We start from the raw sequence: 19,553 nt of genomic DNA on the forward strand, positions 1-19,553 counted from the left end.
GCTGGTGGTCTCCCACGGGGTCGAAGCGAGCGTCTCTGAGGGTGTCAGTGCTGCGGTCTCCGCTGCGGCGCCGAACGCGCTCGTTGATGCTGCAGGGGCAGCCGGGGCGGAAGCAGCAAACGCGGCGCCTGCCGGCAGCACGCAGAGCGTCGCTGCGGCCACGGCAGTAGCAACCAGCAGCGGTCGGCGAGCGCGCCGAGGCGTGGTGGCTGCGGAGGGGGTGTTGCGATCAGACATCGGGGTTCCTGTTCTTCGGCGATCGTGTGTTTCCACGCTACGAACGATGCAGAACGGGGGAATCAACCGATTGGTTGAACCTGCGATATATCGCGGAGTTGCACCTCAGATGCGAATCACTCCCCGCTTCACCGCTGCTGCGATTGCGGCCTGACGATTGTCTGCGCCGAGCTTGATGAAGGCGTGGTGCAGGTGGGTCTTCACGGTTGCCTCGCTGACGACGAGCTGACGTGCAAGATCGCGGTTCGACAGACCCGTTGCCGCCAAGGTGAGTACTTCGAGTTCACGTGCCGTCAACGCGTCGTCGGGGTGCTCTGATCTGCGACCCAAGCGCTCGGCTATATTGCCCGCGCGACCGCCGGACGCGGCTGCTCTGATGGCGCGGAAGACCTCTTCTGGTCGGCTGTCTTTGACGAGGTACCCTGCGGCTCCGGCGTCTGCCGCTCGCACGACGTCCGCATCCGAATCGAATGCGGTAAAAACGATGACGCGGGCGGCGTCTGGGTTCGATCGGATCGCGCGGGTCACGTCGAAGCCGTTGGGAAGCCCTTCACCCAGATCGAGGTCGACGAGCGCGACGTCAAACGTATGCGATTCCAGACGCGCACTCGCTTCGTCGAGACTGCCGGCCTCAGCGCTCACCTCGAGGTCGCTCTGCGTCTCGAGCAGAGCGCGCATTCCGTGTCGCACGACCGGGTGGTCGTCGACCAGCAGAATTCGAATCATGGAGTGATCGTCCCTTCGTCCGTGCACTGCAGTGGCACGCTGGCCGCGATCACCGTACCCTGCCCGAGCTGGGATTCGATGGCGAGCTCGCCCCCGAGATCGCGCAGGCGCCAACGCATTGCCCGGAGCCCGTACCCACCACCATCGACTCGAGGCTCCGTGACTGGTTCAGAAGCATTCTCGGCGTCGAACCCGCACCCGTTGTCGACGATATCGACGCCGATGGAGGTGGGAAAGAAGGTCACGGTGACTCTGACGGTGTCGGCTTGTGCATGCGCAGCAGCATTGAGCAGTGCTTCTCTGGTGACCCGTTGCAACGCATGTACGACGGGGTCTGGCACGTCGGTTTCGGTGCCTGAGATCACAAAGTGCGCTCCGGCCGCGTCGGCCTCGGCTCGTAGCGCGCTGGTGAGCGTGACTCCCGTCGTGCGGGGGTCTGCAAGGCCGTGCACGAGCCGTCGAGTTTCGACGAGTGTTTCTCGGAGGGCCTCACGGGCATCGGCGACGGTGCCGTCGGCCTCGGCTCGGTCGCCTCGCTGGTCCACTGACTCGAGGAGGAGGAGCGCACTTGCCGTGCGTTGCACCACGGTGTCGTGCAGCTCACTCGCGAATCGATTACGTTCGGCGAGTGCGCCGGCCTCACGTTCGAATCTCGCGAGTTGCGCCCGGGTATCGGTGAGTTCGGTGATGACCGCGCGTTTTGCCGCGATCGTCTGCGTCAATGCGGCGTAGGCGTAAGAAAGGACGAGGCCGCCGAAGAACGGGCCGAGCACGAGACCCAGATCTTGCCCCCGCGACATGATGAGCAACCCCAGACTGACGGCGACGACGATGATCGTCGAGATGATCAGAGCCGTGCGCGTCGAGAGCACCCGGTGCACCGCGAAGACGAGCGCGAAGGCGCACCAGCCAAACGACGGGGCGAGCACGGTGAGTGGGAGCCAGAGTGCCGTCGCGAGCAGAATGCCTACGCGCTGCTGCGCGAGCGCCGTATCGCGAACGAGCGGGCGCGCAACCGCGATGCCGTAGGCGATTCCCGTGCCGATCGCGAGCACCAGAGCGAGTATTCCGGTGCCCTCGAGCGGGTGGTACACGAAATAGCGCCACGTGCAGACAGCGAGCAGGATCGCAAAGCCGGCGTCAACGGTCAGGTCGAGGGCCGGGCTGCGGTCGGCATCCGTGCGGGCGTCGGTCATGCCTCCGAGACTACGCGGAGCCGCCGACACTGCGGTTGGAAACCTAGCCGCGCGCTTTGACGGGCAGGAGGAGTAACAGTCCGATGAGGAGCACGATGCCGATGCCGATGATGCCGAAGATCGTCGAACCGCCAATGGCGATGGCCACGGTGAAACCGAGCGGGGCGAGGAACGAAACGGCTCGGCCCGTGGTCGCATAGAGGCCGAAGATCTCGCCTTCCCGCCCGGCTGGAATGAGTCGTGCGAGGAACGATCGGCTTGCCGACTGCACCGGGCCGACGAAGATGCACAGGAGGAGCCCGAAGACCCAGAACACCCAGGTGCCGAAGGAGTGCAGCGCGAAAACGAGCAATGCGCAGACCACCATGAGGAGAATCGACCAGATCATGACGCGCTTCGCGCCGAGTCGATCCTCGAAAATGCCGACGCCGATCGTGGCGAGGCCGGCGACCACGTTCGCGGCAATAGCGAACAGGATCACCGTCGTGTTGTCGAACCCGAAGCTGCGAGCGGCGATTACGCCGCCGAACGTGAAGACACCGGCCAGCCCGTCGCGGAACACGGCGCTTGCGAACAGGAAGTAGAGCGTCTGGCGCGCATTGCGCCACAGGTCAGCAATGCTCCGGAACACATCTGCGTACGCGCTGAAGAACCAGCGCCCGACGCTCTTCGGGTGGTGTGCGGCTTCGATCTCAGGAACGGCGAAGAAGACCGGGATCGCGAACACCGCGAACCAGGCGGCCGACAGGAGCATCGCGATGCGCACGTTCCAAGAGCCTTCGGCCGTGACCCCGAACCACCCGACATCCGGGAAGATGAAGCCGACCAGGATGATTGCGAGGAGCACGATGCCGCCGAGGTAGCCCATGCCCCAGCCGATGCCCGAGATCTTGCCGACATTGCGGTTGTTGGCGATTTGGCCGAGCATCGCATTATAGCTCACGCTCGCGAATTCGAATGCGACATTGCCCACGGCGAGCAGGAAGAGTCCGAAGATGAGGAACTGCTGGTTCGGGGCGACGAACACCATGAGCACGGTGCTTGCAACCACGATGGCAGTGTTGACGCCGAGCCAGAATTTGCGGCGCCCGGCCTGGTCGGTGAGTCGACCGATCACCGGCGCGAAGAGTGCGACGACCACGCCGGCGATGAGCAGCGCGACGCCCAGTTGCGCGGAAACTTGCTCCTCCGGGCCGAACGGGGCGCTCGTGATGTAAACGCTGAAGACGAACGTCGTGACAACGGCATTGAACGACGCCGAGCCCCAATCCCACAGCGACCAGGCGAACACGGTGCGCTTCTTCACGGATTCGATGTCTGCGGGGCCCGGCGAGGAGGGGGCCGGCAGGACGTGCTTGGTCATAGGGACAGCGTAGCTGTGTGCAAGCACCGGAGCACGGGCGATTTGTGTGGAGTTCAGGGTCGAGACACCACTCGTTCTCCGAGGTGGAGCATCCGACCTCATCGATGTCAGAGGTGCTGCGTATGCTCGGAATCCACGTTCGATTACCGTCAGGAGATCCCATGTCGCTGCAACACACCGTCGTCTTTCGTCTCGTGCATCCTGCCGGGTCGATGCAGGAGCAGGAATTTCTTGAAACCGCTCATCGCTTACTTCCGAGCATTCCCGGGGTGACTGAGTTCGCGGTGAATCGGCAGGTGAGCTCGAAGAGCGATCTTGCGTGGCAGTTCAGCATGGTGTTCGTCGATCAGGCAGCGTACGAGGCGTACAACGACCACCCCGTGCACCAGGAGTTCGTTGCGACCCGTTGGGTCACAGAGGTGGAGTCGCATCAGGAGTACGACTTCGAATCGCATCCTCTCGCGGGTGATTCTGAGAGTTGAGTGAGATCGACTCAAGTTTGCGATTGTGAACTTGACCTTCATGCGGGTCCGAGTAAACTTGAGTCCATCGGGCTCAACCTCGAATTCGTGATTTCGCGGGGTCGAGGACGAGTACAGGCTCCGGGTGGCGATCAGTCTCCCGAACTCAACGAACGAAGGAGAACACATGTCACGTGCAGTCGGCATCGACCTCGGCACCACCAACTCGGTGGTCTCAGTGCTCGAAGGTGGCGAGCCCACGGTCATTGCGAACGCAGAGGGCCTGCGCACCACCCCCTCGATCGTCGCCTTCACGAAGGACGGCGAGGTGCTCGTCGGCGAGACCGCAAAGCGCCAGGCGGTCACCAACGTCGATCGCACCCTTGCTTCGGTCAAGCGCCACATGGGCACGGACTGGAAGACCGATGAGATCGACGGCAAGCGCTACACCCCTCAGGAGATCTCTGCTCGCACGCTCCAGAAGCTGAAGCGCGATGCCGAGACCTACTTGGGCGATAAGGTCACCGACGCCGTGATCACCGTTCCGGCGTACTTCAACGACGCCGAGCGTCAGGCGACTAAGGAGGCCGGTGAGATCGCGGGCCTCAACGTGCTGCGCATCATCAACGAGCCGACGGCTGCTGCCCTGGCTTACGGCCTCGACAAAGGCAAGGAAGACGAGCTCATCCTGGTCTTCGACCTCGGCGGCGGCACCTTCGACGTCTCGCTGCTCGAGGTGGGCAAGGATGACGACTTCTCGACCATTCAGGTGCGTTCGACCGCGGGCGACAACCGCCTCGGCGGCGATGACTGGGATCAGCGCGTCGTGCAGTGGCTCATCGAGCAGTTCAAGACCTCGACCGGTGTCGACGTCGCGAATGACAAGATCGCGCTGCAGCGTCTGAAGGAAGCAGCTGAGCAGGCAAAGAAGGAGCTCTCGAACTCGATGAGCACCCAGATCCAACTGCCCTACCTGTCGCTCACGGAGAACGGCCCTGCGAACCTTGACGCGACGCTGACCCGCGCAAAGTTCGAGGAGCTCACCAAGGACCTGCTCGAGCGCACGCGCAAGCCGTTCCAGGACGTTATCGCAGAGGCCGGCGTGAAGGTGGGTGACATCGCTCACGTCGTGCTCGTCGGTGGTTCGACCCGCATGCCCGCCGTCACTGAACTCGTGAAGTCGCTCACCGGCGGCCGCGAGCCCAACAAGGGCGTCAACCCCGATGAGGTCGTCGCTGTGGGCGCTGCCTTGCAGGCAGGCGTGCTGAAGGGTGAGCGCAAGGACGTGCTGCTCATCGACGTGACTCCGCTCTCTCTCGGCATCGAGACCAAGGGTGGCATCATGACGAAGCTCATCGAGCGCAACACGGCGATTCCGACGAAGCGCAGCGAGACCTTCACGACCGCGGAAGACAACCAGCCTTCGGTTGCTATTCAGGTGTTCCAGGGCGAGCGCGAGTTCACCCGCGACAACAAGAATCTCGGCACGTTCGAGCTGACCGGCATCGCGCCGGCTCCGCGCGGCATTCCGCAGATCGAGGTCACCTTCGACATCGATGCCAACGGCATCGTGCAGGTGTCGGCGAAGGACAAGGGCACCGGTAAGGAGCAGACCATCACCATCTCGGGTGGCTCAACGCTCTCGAAGGAAGACATCGAGCGCATGGTGCGCGAGGCGGAAGAGCACGCTGCGGAAGACAAGCAGCGCCGCGAAGCCGCAGAGGTGCGCAATAACGCCGAGCAGCTCGCGTACTCGGTTGAGAAGCTCATCACCGAGAACGAAGACAAGCTGCCCGAAGACGTCAAGACCGAGGTGCAGGGCGATCTCGATGCGCTGAAGCAGGCGCTGGCCGGTGAAGAGGACGAGGCGGTCAAGAACGCCTCCGAGAAGCTGGGCCAGAGCCAGACCAAGCTCGGCGAGGCAATCTACGCCGCAGCTCAGGCCGAAGCACCCGCCGAGGGGGCTACTGAGGGCGAGTCGAACGATGACGACGTGGTTGACGCCGAGGTCGTTGAAGACGACGAGGAGAAGAAGTAACCATGGCGAACGAGGAACAGCGCACGCCCGGGCAAGACCCGAACGCTGACGAGGTTCCCGCTCAGGAGCCGGAGTCGCAGGACTCCGGCTCCGCCGGCCAGGCATCCGACGAAGACGCGCAGGCCGATCTCACGGTCGACGATATTCTCGGTGCCGAGCAGAGCGAGGACGCGGCGGCGGCGGATGACGCCAACAACCCGTATCTCGACGATCTGCGTCGCCTGACCGCCGAGTACGCGAACTATCGCAAGCGTACCGAGGCGAACGCGCTGCTCGAAAAGCAGCGCGCGATCGCCGCGGCCGTGACGCCGATGCTCACCGTGCTCGACGATCTTGATCGGGCCGAGAAGCACGGCGACCTCACCGAAGGCACCGCGTTCGCGACGATCGCTCAGAAGATTCGCGGCACATTCGAGCGGCTCGGGGTGCAAAGCTTCGGTGAAGCGGGCGAAGTGTTCGACCCGCAGCTTCACGAAGCGATCGCCCAGGTGCCGGTGCCCGGCACCGAGCAGCAGACCGTGCTTGACGTGGTCGAACGGGGCTATCGCATCGGCGATGTCGAGCTGCGCCCCGCCAAGGTAGCGGTGGCGGTGGGAGCGGATGGCTAGTCAGGATTGGCTCGACAAAGACTTCTACCAGCTGCTCGGCGTTTCGAAGAGCGTCAGCGACGCTGACCTGAAGAAGTCGTACCGCAAGCTCGCTCGCAAGTATCACCCGGATTCCAACCCGGGCGATGCCGCAGCCGAAGCGAAGTTCAAAGAGATCAGCGAGGCGTACTCGGTGCTCTCGGACTCCGAGCAGCGGGCCGAGTACGATCAGATCCGCGCAATGGGCGCCGGCGGTGCCCGTTTCACCTCTGGCGGCGGCGCGCAGGGCTTTGAAGACATGTTCGGCGGTCGTTTCGGCGGCGCGGGTGGGCGCAATACCCACTTCCAATCGGGCGGTCCGCAGGGCTTTGAAGACCTCTTCGGCGGTATGTTCGGCGGCGGGGCCCCTCGGGGTCCGCAGCCCGGTCGCGATATTCAGGCCACGACGACGCTCGATTTCGAAACGGCCGTGCAGGGCAAGACCGTGACGCTGCAGGCGTCCACGGGCTCCGTCAAGGTCAAGATTCCCGCGGGCGTTGCCGACGGTCAGAAGATCAAGGTGCGCGGCAAGGGTGAGCCGAGCCCGACCGGTGGGCCGGCGGGCGACATCATCCTGACAGTGAGCGTGCGCAAGCACCCCGTGTTCGAGCGCGACGGTCAGAACCTGCGGCTCAAGCTGCCGGTGACGTTCTCGGAGGCCGCGCTCGGCGCGACCGTCGAGGTGCCGACGCTCGGTGGGGCCCCGGTGAAGCTCAAGGTGCAGCCCGGAACCCCGAGCGGTCGGGTGCTGCGCGTGAAGGGTCGCGGAGTCTCGAGTTCCAAGGGAACCGGCGACCTGCTTGCCGAAGTGCAGATCGTGGTGCCGTCGCACCTGTCGGCCGAGGCTACCGAGGCGCTTGAAGCGTTTCGTGCCGTCGAACCGCAGGAGAACCCGCGCGAGGATCTGCTCGCGCGGGCGAAGGGGTAACCCGAACATGCGATCGGGCGAGGCGCGGTACCGAGTCATGCACTCGTGCCGCGCTTCGCGCCGCGCGCAACATCGTCGTACAGAAAGCAGGTGAGCGTCATGGCCCTTCCGCAGATGGACCGCTTCACGCCGGTCTTCGCGATCGCCGCAGCCGCAGAGCTCGCGGAAATGCATCCGCAGACCCTGCGGCAGTACGACCGCATCGGCCTGGTGTCGCCGCAGCGCACCCGTGGCAACACGCGTCGCTACTCCCTGCACGATGTCGCTCGACTGCGCGAAGTGGCTCGACTCTCAGCCGAGGGGCTGAGCCTCGAAGGCATCCGTCGCGTGCTGCAGTTGGAAGACCGTGTACGCGAGCTCGAAGGGCGCGTGCGCGACCTCGAGCGGGCCCTGACGGAAGAACGTCTGCAGCGCCCCGACCGACGCGTCTTCGCGGCCGGCTCGGCCGGAGGCGAAGTGGTGACGCTGAAGCGCGGTACGCGTATGCGACGCAACGCGGAAGTCGTCGTGTGGCACCCGTGATCGGTGCCGATTCCCTGCCCGATCCGGCGGCTGCCTCAGGCGCTGAGGCTCCGAGCGAGCACCACCCGCTGATCGACGACCGGCTCACCGAGGTGTTCGCGCAACTTAGCCGTGATCCCGACTTCGACGCCGAAGAGCTCCAGGCATTCGACGCCGCAGACCACCTCATCGTGCGCACCGCCGCGACTGCGGTCCCTGACCTCATCGCCGCGCCCGGCAACACCGTCATCATCGGTGATCGGCACGGCGCGCTCACACTGGGACTCGCCACGCTCGGGGCGACGGCGATCCGCACCCACCAAGACCCGCTGCTCGGCGAGCGCGCGCTCGCGCAGAACGCCGATCGACTCGGGCTCTCCGCCCGATTCAGTTCTCACGAGCTCAACGCAGAACTGCTCTCAGGGGCGCGCCTCGTGTTGCTGCAACTGCCCCGAGGGCTCGACGCGCTCGATGAGATCGCGACCGCGATCGCGCGGTGGGCTGCTCCTGACGTACGCGTCTTCGCTGGCGGCCGGGTGAAACACATGACGCGCACCATGAACGACGTGCTGGCCCGCTCGTTCGTCGACGTCTCTGCCGGCCTCGGCTGGCGCAAATCACGAGTGCTTACGGCGAGCTCTCCACGTCCGGTCGTCGCACGCGACTCCGATGCGATCTCGCCGCGCTGGGGCGACGATGCGGCGCTCGACTTCCGGCTCGCCGCCTTCGGGGCGACCTTCGGCGGCCCGGTGCTCGACCACGGCAGCCGTCTGCTGCTCGACACACTCGTGACTGCGCCGCCCGAGGCGACGCAGATTGTCGATCTTGGGTGCGGCAACGGGGTGCTCGCGGTGACGGCGGCGCGAACGTTTCCGACAGCACGCGTGATTGCAACGGACCAATCGATGGCGGCCGTCGCAGCGACTTATGCGACCGCTGAAGCCGCCGGGGTCGAAGATCGCATTGACGTTCGGCGGGCCGACGCGCTCGAGGCGGTGCCCGACGCATGGGCAGACCTGATCCTGCTGAACCCTCCGTTCCACACGGGAGCCACGGTGCACGCCGGAGTCGGTCAGCGACTCATCAGAGCCTGTCGTCGCGCATTGGCGCCGGGCGGCGAGCTGCGGCTCGTCTTCAACTCGCACCTGCCCTATCGATCGATCGTTGAGCGCGAGATTGGTCCCGCGCAGCAGCTCGCGCGTACAGCAACCTTCACGGTGCTGGCGGCACGGCGTCGGTGACGGGGCGTCTCAGGCTCCGCGGCGGCGATCGTCGCCCGCCCGTGCCCGAATCAAATCGCGCACCGTGACCTGGTGGGCCCGGGTGCCGTAGTCGTCAGCGGTGATGCCGGTGAGAAAAGCGCCGGGATCAACCTCGAGTGCGGTAGCGATACGCACCAGCGACTCCGCGGTCGGGCTCGATACGCCCCGCTCGATTTTGCCGATACTGGTCCAACTGATCTGCGCCAGTTCACCCAAGTCTTCGAGCGAAATACCCAGCTGATGGCGCACCTCGCGCACGCGCCGGCCGATCTTCACGGCAGCATCTGAGTGGGTCTGGGGCACCGCACCATCGTCCAAGACCCAGGCGATCAGCACCAGAAAGCAAACACCCTGGGTGCAAACGCATCAAGATGAAAGACGAGGCCGCATTCGGCGACCACTGCCGACGTTACGCTGGAACCCATATGACGAACTCAGCACCGGCATTTCTCCGGAAATTGGCCCCGAGCATCTACGGGCCATCAGTGCTGTTCTCGCTCGGCGAGTACGCGATCCTGCCGCTCGTGCCCGTCATCGCCGTGCAGATGGGTGCCGGCATTGGGCTCGCGGGCGTGATCGCATCAGCCGCGGTCGTGGGCCAGGTGCTCGGCAACCTGCCCGCGAGCTGGGTGGTCGCGCGAGCGGGGGAGCGCACCGCGATGCTGATCGCCGCGGGCGTCGCGCTGCTCGGAGCGCTCGGGATCGCCTTCGCGCCCAGCCCCGCCGTGCTGGGGCTGGCTGTGTTCATCATCGGCTTCGCCGGTGCTGCGTTCGGGCTCGCCCGCCACTCGTTCATGACGAACCGGGTGCCGATCGCGTTTCGGGCCCGCGCGCTCTCGCTGCTCGGTGGCACCAACCGCCTCGGTCGATTCGCCGGGCCGTTCGCCGCCGCGGGGCTGATCGCGCTCACGACTGATCATGAATCGCCGGTGTGGGCATTCGTCGGCTGCCTGATCCTCGCTGCCGCGCTCGTCGCTTTCGCGCCCGACCCCGAACGCATCGTCGTCGCGACGCCGCCCCAGTTCACGGATACGGGATCTCTGCCGGCGCCTCCGCGTGATGGCGTGTGGGGAGCAATGCGCGACGGCGGGGCAGGGCTGCTGCGTGTGGGAGGCGCCTCCGCGATTCTTGCGGGCATGCGTTCGATCCGCGACGTGCTGCTGCCGCTGTGGGGTGTTTCGATCGGGCTCGACGCCACGCAGGTGGCGCTCGTCGTGGGCATCTCGGGCACGGTCGACTTCGCACTGTTTTACACGAGCGGCCAGGTCATGGATCGCTACGGGCGTCTGTGGGCGAGCTTGCCCGCCATGATCGTGATGGCCGTCGGGTTCGGTGTGCTGTCGATTAGCCACGACTTGCCGGGTGCTGGATACTGGCTGCTCGCGGTTGCCATCGTTGTCGGGCTCGGTAACGGGCTTTCCAGCGGTATCAATATGACGCTCGGCGCCGACCTCGCTCCGCAGGGGAATCCCGCCCCGTTTCTCGCTGCCTGGCGCACCCTCACCGATTTCGGCGGTGCGGTCGCGCCGCTCGCGATCTCGGGTATCGCGGTCGCGTCGCTGCCGCTCGCGAGTGGCGCTGCCGGAGTGCTTGCGGTACTCGGAGCGATGGGATTCGCGAGGTGGATCCCGCGCTATATTCCGCACACGCGCGGCGGGCGCGGCCAGAGCGAGCCCACCGGCAAGTGACGCTCAGGCGCGGTGGGGGTCGATGACCACGCCGCGCCTGAGGACTGCTCGGATGCGCGCTTTGTAGACTGGGCGCAGCTCGTCGCGCATCATCGCGCGGCTCCCGCGCGGCGTGCCGTGCGGGCTCGTCCCAGCATCGACCGAAGGAACCACGCGCACCGTGAGTACCCCAGAAGGCCCGGCACCGCTTCGCATCCTCATCGGCTGCGATACCTTCCTGCCCGATGTGAACGGCGCGGCCCGCTTCGCCGAGCGCCTCGCGGCCGGCCTCGTGCAGCGGGGGCACGATGTGCACGTCGTCGCTCCCTCGAAACGCCACAATCGCACGGGATCGTTCGCCGAGACCATCGAGGGCGAGCAGATGACGGTGCATCGCTGGGCGAGCTGGCGGTGGTACCCGCACGACTGGCTGCGCTTCGTGCTGCCGTGGCGGGCACGCGGCTACGCTCGCAAACTGCTTGACCGGGTGCGTCCCGACGTGATCCACATTCAGTCGCACATTGTGATCGGGCGCGCGCTCGCCATCGAGGGGTCGAAGCGCGGCATCCGCATCGTAGCGACGAACCATGTCATGCCCGAAAACGTGCTCGACTTCACCCTGCTGCCCGAGAAGGCGAAGCGCCTGTTCGTGCGCTGGGGCTGGAACGCCGCCGACCGTGTGCTGCGCCTCGCCTCGGCAGTGACGACGCCGACCCGCCGCGCTGCCGACTTCCTCGAGCGCAGCACGCACCGCCGCGGGGTGCTGCCGGTGAGCTGCGGGCTGCGCGCTTCGAACTACACAGCGGATCTCACCCCGCGCACCGCCAACCGACTCGTGTTCGTGGGGCGCGTCACGCTCGAGAAGGAGATCGATGTGATTCTCCGCGCGATCCCGCGCCTCGATGCCGAGCTCGACGTGCACTTCACTGTCGTCGGAGACGGCGATCAGCGGAAGAATCTCGAAAAGCTCGCGGCCGATTTGGGGATCGCCGATCGGGTGGAGTTCACCGGTCGTGTCACCGATGAGCAGTTGCGAGCGCACCTCACCCACGCCAGCATCTTCACCATCGCATCGATCGCCGAATTGCAGTCGATCGCGACGATGGAAGCGATGGCTTCTGGTCTACCCATTGTCGCGGCCAACGCGATGGCGCTGCCGCACCTCGTGCACGATGGAGAGAACGGCTATCTCTTCCAGCCGGGCAATGATCGTGAGCTCGCGAGTCGCATCCGCCGCATTCTGGCGCTCTCACCCGACGACTACCGCACGATGCAGCAGGCCTCGCTCGACGCCGTGCAGGTGCACGACATCGATCGCACCCTCGACACGTTCGAGGGCCTGTACCGCGGCGACGCTCGGGCCTAACCGTGCACGTACTTATCGTCACCGACCAGCACGCCGAGTCGCTCGGTGGGGTGCAGGTGGCGATTCGGTTGCAGCGGCGCGCGCTCGAGCGGCAGGGGCACCGGGTCACGATCGCGGCTCCGGCGCTGCATCGCGCGGGCTATGTGACATCGGCGCAGGATCGCCGGGCCTACATCGACTTGCCGTCGCGGGCGATCACCGCAGATCGCGAATACGGCATCTCGTGGCCCGGGCGTCGCACGGATCGGTTTCTGGCGCGGGCACTCGCAGCGTTGCCTCCGGTCGATCTCGTGCACGTTCAGGGTGACTTCTGGGGCGCTCTGATCGGTATCCGTGCGGCGCGCGGGCTCGGAGTACCGATCGTGCACACCATGCACAACCACGTCGACGCAGGCACGCGCGCGGTGACGCCGCTCGCACCCGTGGCGTTCGCCGGACTGCGCGGGTGGCGTGCGCTCGCACTCGGGCGGCCCCGAGGGGCCGTTTCGCCGGCGTCTCGAGGCGCCTGGCGCTACCTTGCCGAGATCGCCGCCGAGGCCGCGATCGTCACGGCGCCGTCGCAGCACTTCGCCGACGAACTCGTTGCACACGGCGTTGCCGAGACCGTGCGGGTGACGGCGGGCGGTGTCGACGATGACGTGATCGCGGAGACCCGGGAACGGTCGCGTTCGCTGCGCAGCAGACCGAAGCTCGTGTGGCTCGGACGCATGAGCCACGAGAAGCGTGTGCTCGAGTTCATCGAAGCGATCGCGGCCTCAGCGATTGACGCTGATATCGCCTTGCACGGTGCCGGATTGCTGCTGCCGCGCGTGCAGCAGCGCATCGCCGATCTGGGGCTTGCCGATCGCGTCACGATTCCCGGGCCCGTGCCGTATGCAGAGGCGCTCGCTGCGATCCGTGATGCGGACGCGTTGGTGCAAACCTCGGTCGGCTTTGAAACTCAGGGGCTCACCCCCTATGAAGCCGCGGCGCTCGGTACGCCCACGATCTTCTGCGACCCCAACATCGCGCAGGATGTCGCGGTGATTCCGCAGTGGTTGGTGGCCGACCGCAGCGTGAACGCGCTGGCCGCGACACTGCGCGAGGCGGTTGCGGCACTCGCCGACGCGATCGACGGAGAGACGCTCCGGGTCTCGGTCGAGACGTCGGCGCGCTTCGTGCAGTCGGCGCGGAGCGAGGAGATGCTCGCGGTGTATGCAGACGCGCTCGATCAGCGGGGCTGAGGCGCAGCTCTGCGCGCTTCGCCACTGGCCGACGTCACGCACACACGCGAGAGGCCCGCTCCCTCATGGGCGCGGGCCTCTCGCGAAATCGTCGGTGGTGTTCTGCCGACTTAGAAGCGCCACACGGCGGCGGTGAAGCCTGCCGGGGGAGCCGGGGTCCAGTTGGTCTCTTCGGTCACGAGACCGGAGCCGCCGGGGCTGTTCGACTGCACGATATCGAACGTGCCGTCGTCGTTTACCGCGGTGATCAGCACGGTGTGCACGCCGGTGACCCACGAGGTGGGGGATGAGGTGTACTCGTACTGGATGATGTCGCCCGCGTCAGCGTCGGCGAGCGTCATGCGGGTGGCGCCCTTGTAGTTGTTGACGGGGTCGCCGCTGCCGGTCCATGCGGCACCGCCGGCGAGCAGCCAGCGCTGTGCCGACATGATGCACTCTCCCGGAGCGCTCCAGCCGGTGGGGCGGCTCGTGCCGACCTCGCTCTTGGCGAGCGCGATGGCGGCCTTGACGTCGTAGTTGTGGGGAACCTTCGAGACCTCTTCGATCTCGAGGACCGAATCGATCGAGGTGCCGGCCAGTGCCTCAGCGGTGGTGTCGAGTTGCTGCGACACTGCGGTGGCGGGCTGGACGGAAGCGGCGGGGGAGGAGAAGTCCTCAAGAGGCGCGTCGGCTACCGCGGGTGCTGCGCCGAGGGCGAAGGTAACCGTAGATACCAGGCCGACAACGAACGCCTTGGCAGATAAATTCACTCGTAAAACTCCGGACTTTCCAACAAAAAGCGCCGGGCGGTGGCCCGTGCGCCTCAACCAGTATGCGTTACCTTTCTGTTACTTTCAAGTTCGGCCACGTTTTCTCAGATCTGCTCAGGGTTCTCACGGGATCACATCCGCCCTGGATGAGGCGCCCCTCTGTGGCGCGGGCGCGTCGATCGCGACCGCGTAATCGCCTCGGTTCTGACCACTGGCGAGAACACGCTAGACTGGATCGCGCTGGCTTCGGCCAGTAAGGAGGATTCGCCTAGCGGCCTATGGCGCACGCCTGGAACGCGTGTTGGGTTCACGCCCTCAGGGGTTCAAATCCCCTATCCTCCGCCACAACTGAAGGGCTCGTCGCAATGCGACGGGCCCTTCAGGGTTTCTGCGGCTGGAAGCCGGCGGGCTTTCAGACCCCCGCCCTCGCGGAATCGGTGTCACTTTCTGTGGCAACAAGCGACGATTTGCCGCAGAAAGTGACACCGATTCGTCGCGCATGCCGGCGTTGCTGCCGCGACGCCGCTCTGCCGCCGCGATGGCGCTGAGCCACGGCGAATCGGTGTCAAAAAATGCTGCCTGCGGGCCCGAATCGGGCATTTTGACTGCACTTTTTGACACCGATTCCGTGCTGTGCAGTAGTGACTCGTCATGCATCCGCGACGAGGTGAAAATTCAGATGAAAATTTTCGCATTCACGCGTCACGATTCTCCCGATTCTTAGTGTTAGCTACGGAAGTTCCAGGTTAGAGAAACATCTCAATGGTGATTTGGTAAGGAGCATGCGATGTCGAGATTGAAGAAACCACCCGTTCGTAGCAAAGCTTGGGGCCTATTGCCCACTGCCTTGATAAGTGCGGGAGTGCTCGTTGTGGGGCTGCTCTCTCCCGCTCCGGCTCTTGCCGATGACCTCAGCAAGCCAGATGCTCAGGTCTCGGAGCTCGACTCGAGCAACCCCACGACGACCGACTCCGATGCCGCTCTTTCCGAAACATCGAATGCGTCGGGCGGCGAGGCAGACGCGTCTGGTTCCTCCGACGCAGCGACGAACGCCTCGGAGGTTGCAGAGTACGCTCCGGCGGCACGTGCAGAGGCGACCCCTCTTGCGATCGGGGATGGCGTGCTCAATGTCGTGCTCTCACAAGCGACGGGAACCGAACCGTTCCAAGACAACGACAACCCCGGCAACGACTCGGGTCCGAATAATGACATCGTTCGCACGAATGACTCGGTGACGTACAACGTCAGCGTGCGCTTTGAAGGATCTGACCACACCAACCCGACGATTTCCTTCGATCTTCCGCGGGGTGAAGAGCTCGTCTCTCTGCCACCGTTCTGCTTGGCCGGGTCAGGAGTCACACCTGCGTCGCTCCCCGCACCCTCCGTGCCGGTGACATCGACCAGTTGGACAACTCTGCCGGTGCAATCGGTCACCTGCGTGGTCGACGATCAGACCCAGGGCACATCGCTTGACTATCGATTCGTCTCGAAGGTCCGACCGGAGGTGCCGAATGGCACGGTACTGGACTCGGTAACCGCGACGGCAACGTCAGCGGAAGTCGCAGCTCCGGCGGTTTCCAACGCGGTCTCCCACTCCGTTTCCGCGGCGGCGAACTTCGACGTCTCGAAGCGTACGGGAAGCTCCGTCGATAACAGCGGGCCGCTCGTACAGTACTTTCTTCCGTGCTCCTGGGATGCAGACCGATTGTGCGCATATTTGGAATTCCCATTGACGATGGAGGCTCCTGCAGGTGGAAAAGGTATTAGTCCGCTGGCTTCGCCCATCGTCGTGACCGAAGATCTGCGTCCTGATTCATTCTTTGGTGCCGGTACGACGACGTCAGCTGCATGGCTTTCTGCAGGAACCGAAGCTCTGGACAAGTACGCGCCGAGAATTCGCACCTGCTCTGGAATTCAGAACATCTACGGTTCGATTCCCGGCATGAAGCTGGGCACCACGGTGAACTCAGTTCGAGATAGCGGTGTCGCAACGTGCTCGCAGGCCGAACTGGGAACTCCCGTCGACATCACTTTCACCAACACGGATACAACGGGTTACACCGTGCCTTCCACCACGCTCGACGGCACTCCTTTGCCGGCGAATACCGGGTACGTATTGTCAACGGCGGTAGCGATTGAAGTGCCGATGGACGCTGTTCAGGACCTCGGTGAGCATATTGGTGACTCCTACACGCTCGCCTGGAAGAACACATACTCAGACGTGCAAGCCACCGCGATTGACGGCAGCCCGAACTTAGGCGAAAAGCCCGAAAACAACGTGAGAACTGGCACAACACGGTTCGAAGTCGGCGCTTCGGGCTTCAACATGTCAAAAGCATTCAGTGGTGTCACGGGGCAATCAGGGAACACGTTGAGCAACGTCTACACCAACTGGGAGTACGAAGGCTCACCGGGCGCGTCGCGATGGCACGACGGAAACACCGTGGTCCTTCCTGGCCAAACGCTGCTCAGTAACGTGCTGGTCAACCAGGACATCGTTCCGCTGACCGGAACTCAGCAGTCCCGGAGCTTCGTGGCCTGTGACGTGTGGGACAACACGAAGCTAGCAATGCCTGAATCGTTTGAGTTTGCCGGAGCCGCCTACACTCGGGTGCAGATTCCTTCCGCTGGGGCGCCAGCCTGGATCTCCAGCATTGACCACGACACCTGGCGGCTCGACACCGATGACTTGAACAATCTAAGTATCGAGTACAGTTACACCGCTCAGCCAGGAAATGGGTCGAATGCGGATTGCGGTGCCGGTGAATGGGCGTCAAGTCCTGGCGAGGTCGCAGGTGCGTCCGTTGTTGACGGTGTATGGCAGGGCGTCAACCGTGTGCGCTTTTCGTTCAGTACGGAGGCGGGTCGTACATCACCTCGTTACGGAGTGAACCTCTCGATCGCGATGCGGGTTCTCGAATCTGCTGGCGCAACCGGGACGGTGATTCCGAACTGGGCGAGCATGCAGTCGCGCGCAGGAGTGCATGATCTCGACGGCGTTCTCGCTGAACCGGACAACATCCGCGTGTCGACCTACGCCGCAGACACGAACTTCGGCGAGTACGGCGACCGCCTGATCGTGGGCCAAGCGTCTGCGCGCATCAAGAAATTCGTGAAGAATCCTACGACCGAAGAGTTCACGGAGTCCGCGACGCCGCAGTACACGGCCGGGTCCACGGTCTCTTACCGGCTCAATCCGTCACTGACGGCTGATGCCTCGGTCACTGGTCTGACGCAGAACGTGACCATCGAAGATTGTCTGCCGAGGTATCAGTCGTTTGTCTCCTCGCAACGCGAGAGCGGAGCGGCAATCGCTCCGATCATCCTGCAGGCCGGTGCGCCTGCAGGCGCAGAAATCTCGTGTGCTGACAATCAGACCTATGTGAAGTGGGATCTGGGAGCGCAAGAGATCAACGTCGCGATCGATCCCATCGTCTATGAGGTCGAGGTCGCAGCAACCGCGCGCAATGGTGTGTACACGAATACTGCGGTCGTGGCGGCTCCCGGTGACCCGTCGGCGGTCGCCGCGCGTACGTCGACCGCCCAGATTCAGCTCGTGGTGCCCACCGGTATCAAGATTGCGAAGACCGTCGATAAGCCCAGCGTCGAGTCGAATCGAGAGGGGCTGCAGAACCCCCGATCGTTCGTGTGGACGATCGATTTCGTGAATATCGATTCGCCGACGCAGGTTTCGAACGTCGATCTCATCGATGTGCTGCCAGAAAGTGGTCTTCTCGGGAGCGAATTCACCGGAGGGTTTAATCTCTCGGGTGTCTCGATTGCGGCCGGTTCAGGGATCAACGTGCGATACACGAGCGCCGATCCCGCATCTCTGGTTGTCGATCCCAGCGATTCGACGAATCAGCCGACTGGTTCGACGGTCTGGTGCGACGCTTCAGTCGGCGGATCCGTCGTGAGTGGCGTCGGAACGGCCTCCGCGTGCCCGGCTTCGATGGGCGATGTCACAGGACTGCGGTTCTCGCGCGACGGAGAGTTCACACCGACCGATGAGCTGACGGTGCAGGTTGCCATGACACCCTTTGGAAACATTGATGGCGATGTGTATGTGAACCGTGCATCGGGTCGCGTCGATGGGGTGACGCAACCGGTCGGTCCGGCGGTTCGGCGGGTTGAAGTGGTGTCATCGAGTGTCGGGGATCGGGTCTGGGAAGACGTGAATGCGAACGGCATCCAAGACGAGGGCGAGCCAGGGGTAGCCGGTTTCCCGGTTCGACTGGAAGGTACCGATGTCGATGGAAATGTGATGAATCTCACGACAACCAGCGATGAGAGCGGAAACTATCGATTTGACAACCTCGCTTCGGGTACGTATCGCGTGGTCTTCGACCCCAATGGGTTGAACTCGAACACCCGGTTCACATCGCAGCATCAGGGGGAGGATCCTGCGGTTGACTCTGACGCAGATACGCAGACGGGTGCGACTCAGGAGTTCACGCTTGCACGAGACAGTGAAGATCTGACACTCGACGCCGGTCTGATCATTGACCGCGACGTCGACATCCTGCTCGACAAGGAGTTCCTCGGAGCTTCGGAGCTCGATGAGCAGAACCAGACAACGGTTTCGTACGCGCTCCACGCCTCGAACCTGGGCACGGCCGAAGGAACCTACGACCTTTCGGACACCCTTAGGTTCGGCGGTGACGTCGAGATCAACGACGTGAGCGTGCGCAGCGAATCGGGCACTGGCGTGATGACGAATCCTGACTTCGACGGCCAGACCAACACAACCGTTGTCTCTGGCATCGAACTCGCCGGTCGCGCGACGCACACGTACGTCGTCACCGTGTTGGCGACGGTGAACACCGAAGTCACGAATGTAGAGACGGAGTGCGACATCACGTCGACGGAGTCGGGCAGCGGTTTCTTGAACGAGGCCGAACTGTCGATGGACGACGTCACGGTCACCGACAAAGTGTGCGGTGAGCCGCCTACGCCGACGGATCCGCCGACGCCCACGACGCCGCCAGAGAAACCGGCAACCGTCAAGCCGATTCCGGGGCTCGCCGTAACCGGTGGGCAACTGGTTGCCACGTTCGGGATTGCGATGCTGCTCATCGCGGGAGCGGGCACGGTACTGATCATCCGTCGCAAGCGATCCGCATGATTGCCGGGGTGCGTCGAATCAGTGATTCCTGAGATTCACGTATTGGGCGCACCCTGGTGAACCCGATCGCTCTGCGGCGGGTGGC

General features: G+C 64.3%; 17 protein-coding genes and 1 tRNA gene. 12 read left to right on the forward strand and 6 right to left on the reverse strand.

Features of this window, described 5'->3' with window-relative positions:
- The 4 genes from CH42_RS04680 to CH42_RS04695 form a co-directional block, all read right to left on the reverse strand.
- Window positions 1-237, reverse strand: a 237-nt coding sequence (locus tag CH42_RS04680) for a hypothetical protein (protein ID WP_394325238.1), incomplete at its 3' end; no start/stop codon positions are given.
- 105 nt (window positions 238-342) lie between these two features.
- The gene (locus CH42_RS04685; RefSeq protein ID WP_053352067.1) at window positions 343-963 is read right to left on the reverse strand and encodes a response regulator; all 621 of its coding nucleotides are present in this window, start codon (window positions 961-963) and stop codon (window positions 343-345) included.
- Entirely contained in the window at window positions 960-2,159 is a 1,200-nt protein-coding gene (locus CH42_RS04690) for a sensor histidine kinase (protein ID WP_053352068.1), read from the reverse strand. The genes CH42_RS04685 and CH42_RS04690 overlap by 4 nt, the downstream gene beginning before the upstream one ends.
- Window positions 2,160-2,202: 43 nt before the next feature.
- Window positions 2,203-3,522, reverse strand: coding sequence for an MFS transporter (locus CH42_RS04695; protein ID WP_053352069.1), 1,320 nt, complete (start codon window positions 3,520-3,522; stop codon window positions 2,203-2,205).
- 161 nt (window positions 3,523-3,683) lie between these two features.
- Here CH42_RS04695 and CH42_RS04700 point away from each other — a divergent pair, with 161 nt between their 5' ends.
- The 6 genes from CH42_RS04700 (at window position 3,684) to CH42_RS04725 (ending at window position 9,317) form a co-directional block, all read left to right on the forward strand.
- Complete coding sequence (locus CH42_RS04700; protein WP_053352070.1) at window positions 3,684-4,004, forward strand: Dabb family protein; 321 nt, start codon at window positions 3,684-3,686, stop codon at window positions 4,002-4,004.
- A 166-nt stretch (window positions 4,005-4,170) separates the two neighbouring features.
- Window positions 4,171-6,021, forward strand: a complete 1,851-nt coding sequence (gene dnaK, locus CH42_RS04705; protein WP_053352071.1) for a molecular chaperone DnaK — start codon at window positions 4,171-4,173, stop codon at window positions 6,019-6,021.
- A 2-nt stretch (window positions 6,022-6,023) separates the two neighbouring features.
- Window positions 6,024-6,629 carry a nucleotide exchange factor GrpE gene (locus tag CH42_RS04710; protein WP_053352072.1) on the forward strand — a complete coding sequence of 202 codons (606 nt, stop codon included), beginning with the start codon at window positions 6,024-6,026 and terminating at the stop codon, window positions 6,627-6,629.
- Entirely contained in the window at window positions 6,622-7,575 is a 954-nt protein-coding gene (locus CH42_RS04715; RefSeq protein WP_053352073.1) for a DnaJ C-terminal domain-containing protein, read from the forward strand. The genes CH42_RS04710 and CH42_RS04715 overlap by 8 nt, the downstream gene beginning before the upstream one ends.
- 99 nt (window positions 7,576-7,674) lie before the next feature.
- Window positions 7,675-8,097: a heat shock protein transcriptional repressor HspR gene (locus CH42_RS04720; RefSeq protein WP_239683945.1), complete on the forward strand. Its 423-nt coding sequence runs from the start codon at window positions 7,675-7,677 to the stop codon at window positions 8,095-8,097.
- A 68-nt stretch (window positions 8,098-8,165) separates the two neighbouring features.
- The gene (locus tag CH42_RS04725) at window positions 8,166-9,317 is read left to right on the forward strand and encodes a class I SAM-dependent methyltransferase (RefSeq protein ID WP_053352175.1); all 1,152 of its coding nucleotides are present in this window, start codon (window positions 8,166-8,168) and stop codon (window positions 9,315-9,317) included.
- 9 nt (window positions 9,318-9,326) lie between these two features.
- Here the strand turns inward: CH42_RS04725 and CH42_RS04730 are convergent, their stop codons facing one another.
- Window positions 9,327-9,641, reverse strand: coding sequence for a helix-turn-helix domain-containing protein (locus CH42_RS04730; protein ID WP_053352176.1), 315 nt, complete (start codon window positions 9,639-9,641; stop codon window positions 9,327-9,329).
- A 122-nt stretch (window positions 9,642-9,763) separates the two neighbouring features.
- On the opposite strand from CH42_RS04730, the gene CH42_RS04735 reads away from it, so the two are divergent.
- The 3 genes from CH42_RS04735 to CH42_RS04745 all read left to right on the forward strand — a co-directional run bounded on the left by CH42_RS04735 (window position 9,764) and on the right by CH42_RS04745 (window position 13,594).
- Entirely contained in the window at window positions 9,764-11,026 is a 1,263-nt protein-coding gene (locus CH42_RS04735; protein ID WP_053352075.1) for an MFS transporter, read from the forward strand.
- A 160-nt stretch (window positions 11,027-11,186) separates the two neighbouring features.
- Window positions 11,187-12,371 carry a glycosyltransferase gene (locus CH42_RS04740; protein WP_053352076.1) on the forward strand — a complete coding sequence of 395 codons (1,185 nt, stop codon included), beginning with the start codon at window positions 11,187-11,189 and terminating at the stop codon, window positions 12,369-12,371.
- 2 nt (window positions 12,372-12,373) lie between these two features.
- The gene (locus CH42_RS04745) at window positions 12,374-13,594 is read left to right on the forward strand and encodes a glycosyltransferase (protein WP_053352077.1); all 1,221 of its coding nucleotides are present in this window, start codon (window positions 12,374-12,376) and stop codon (window positions 13,592-13,594) included.
- A 110-nt stretch (window positions 13,595-13,704) separates the two neighbouring features.
- Here the strand turns inward: CH42_RS04745 and CH42_RS04750 are convergent, their stop codons facing one another.
- The gene (locus CH42_RS04750; protein WP_053352078.1) at window positions 13,705-14,343 is read right to left on the reverse strand and encodes a hypothetical protein; all 639 of its coding nucleotides are present in this window, start codon (window positions 14,341-14,343) and stop codon (window positions 13,705-13,707) included.
- Window positions 14,344-14,600: 257 nt separating this feature from the next.
- On the opposite strand from CH42_RS04750, the gene CH42_RS04755 reads away from it, so the two are divergent.
- The 3 genes from CH42_RS04755 (at window position 14,601) to CH42_RS04765 (ending at window position 19,468) form a co-directional block, all read left to right on the forward strand.
- A tRNA-Ser gene (locus CH42_RS04755) sits at window positions 14,601-14,688 on the forward strand.
- A gap of 154 nt (window positions 14,689-14,842) precedes the next feature.
- Window positions 14,843-15,067 (forward strand): hypothetical protein, encoded by a 225-nt coding sequence (locus CH42_RS04760; protein WP_053352079.1) that lies wholly within the window; start codon window positions 14,843-14,845, stop codon window positions 15,065-15,067.
- Window positions 15,068-15,214: 147 nt separating this feature from the next.
- Window positions 15,215-19,468 carry an SdrD B-like domain-containing protein gene (locus CH42_RS04765; RefSeq protein ID WP_204374522.1) on the forward strand — a complete coding sequence of 1,418 codons (4,254 nt, stop codon included), beginning with the start codon at window positions 15,215-15,217 and terminating at the stop codon, window positions 19,466-19,468.
- Window positions 19,469-19,553: the final 85 nt, after the last annotated feature.

It is taken from the genome of Leucobacter musarum subsp. musarum, assembly GCF_001273845.1.
Taxonomy (GTDB): Bacteria; Actinomycetota; Actinomycetes; order Actinomycetales; family Microbacteriaceae; genus Leucobacter; species Leucobacter musarum.

What these genes read in the sequence shown, in the direction of transcription:
- CH42_RS04685 (WP_053352067.1), bottom strand. Translation starts at nt 963, where the DNA reads ATGATTCGAATTCTGCTGGTCGACGACCACCCGGTCGTGCGACACGGA.
- CH42_RS04690 (WP_053352068.1), bottom strand. Translation starts at nt 2,159, where the DNA reads ATGACCGACGCCCGCACGGATGCCGACCGCAGCCCGGCCCTCGACCTG.
- CH42_RS04695 (WP_053352069.1), bottom strand. Translation starts at nt 3,522, where the DNA reads ATGACCAAGCACGTCCTGCCGGCCCCCTCCTCGCCGGGCCCCGCAGAC.
- CH42_RS04700 (WP_053352070.1), top strand. Translation starts at nt 3,684, where the DNA reads ATGTCGCTGCAACACACCGTCGTCTTTCGTCTCGTGCATCCTGCCGGG.
- dnaK (WP_053352071.1), top strand. Translation starts at nt 4,171, where the DNA reads ATGTCACGTGCAGTCGGCATCGACCTCGGCACCACCAACTCGGTGGTC.
- CH42_RS04710 (WP_053352072.1), top strand. Translation starts at nt 6,024, where the DNA reads ATGGCGAACGAGGAACAGCGCACGCCCGGGCAAGACCCGAACGCTGAC.
- CH42_RS04715 (WP_053352073.1), top strand. Translation starts at nt 6,622, where the DNA reads ATGGCTAGTCAGGATTGGCTCGACAAAGACTTCTACCAGCTGCTCGGC.
- CH42_RS04720 (WP_239683945.1), top strand. Translation starts at nt 7,675, where the DNA reads ATGGCCCTTCCGCAGATGGACCGCTTCACGCCGGTCTTCGCGATCGCC.
- CH42_RS04735 (WP_053352075.1), top strand. Translation starts at nt 9,764, where the DNA reads ATGACGAACTCAGCACCGGCATTTCTCCGGAAATTGGCCCCGAGCATC.
- CH42_RS04760 (WP_053352079.1), top strand. Translation starts at nt 14,843, where the DNA reads ATGCCGGCGTTGCTGCCGCGACGCCGCTCTGCCGCCGCGATGGCGCTG.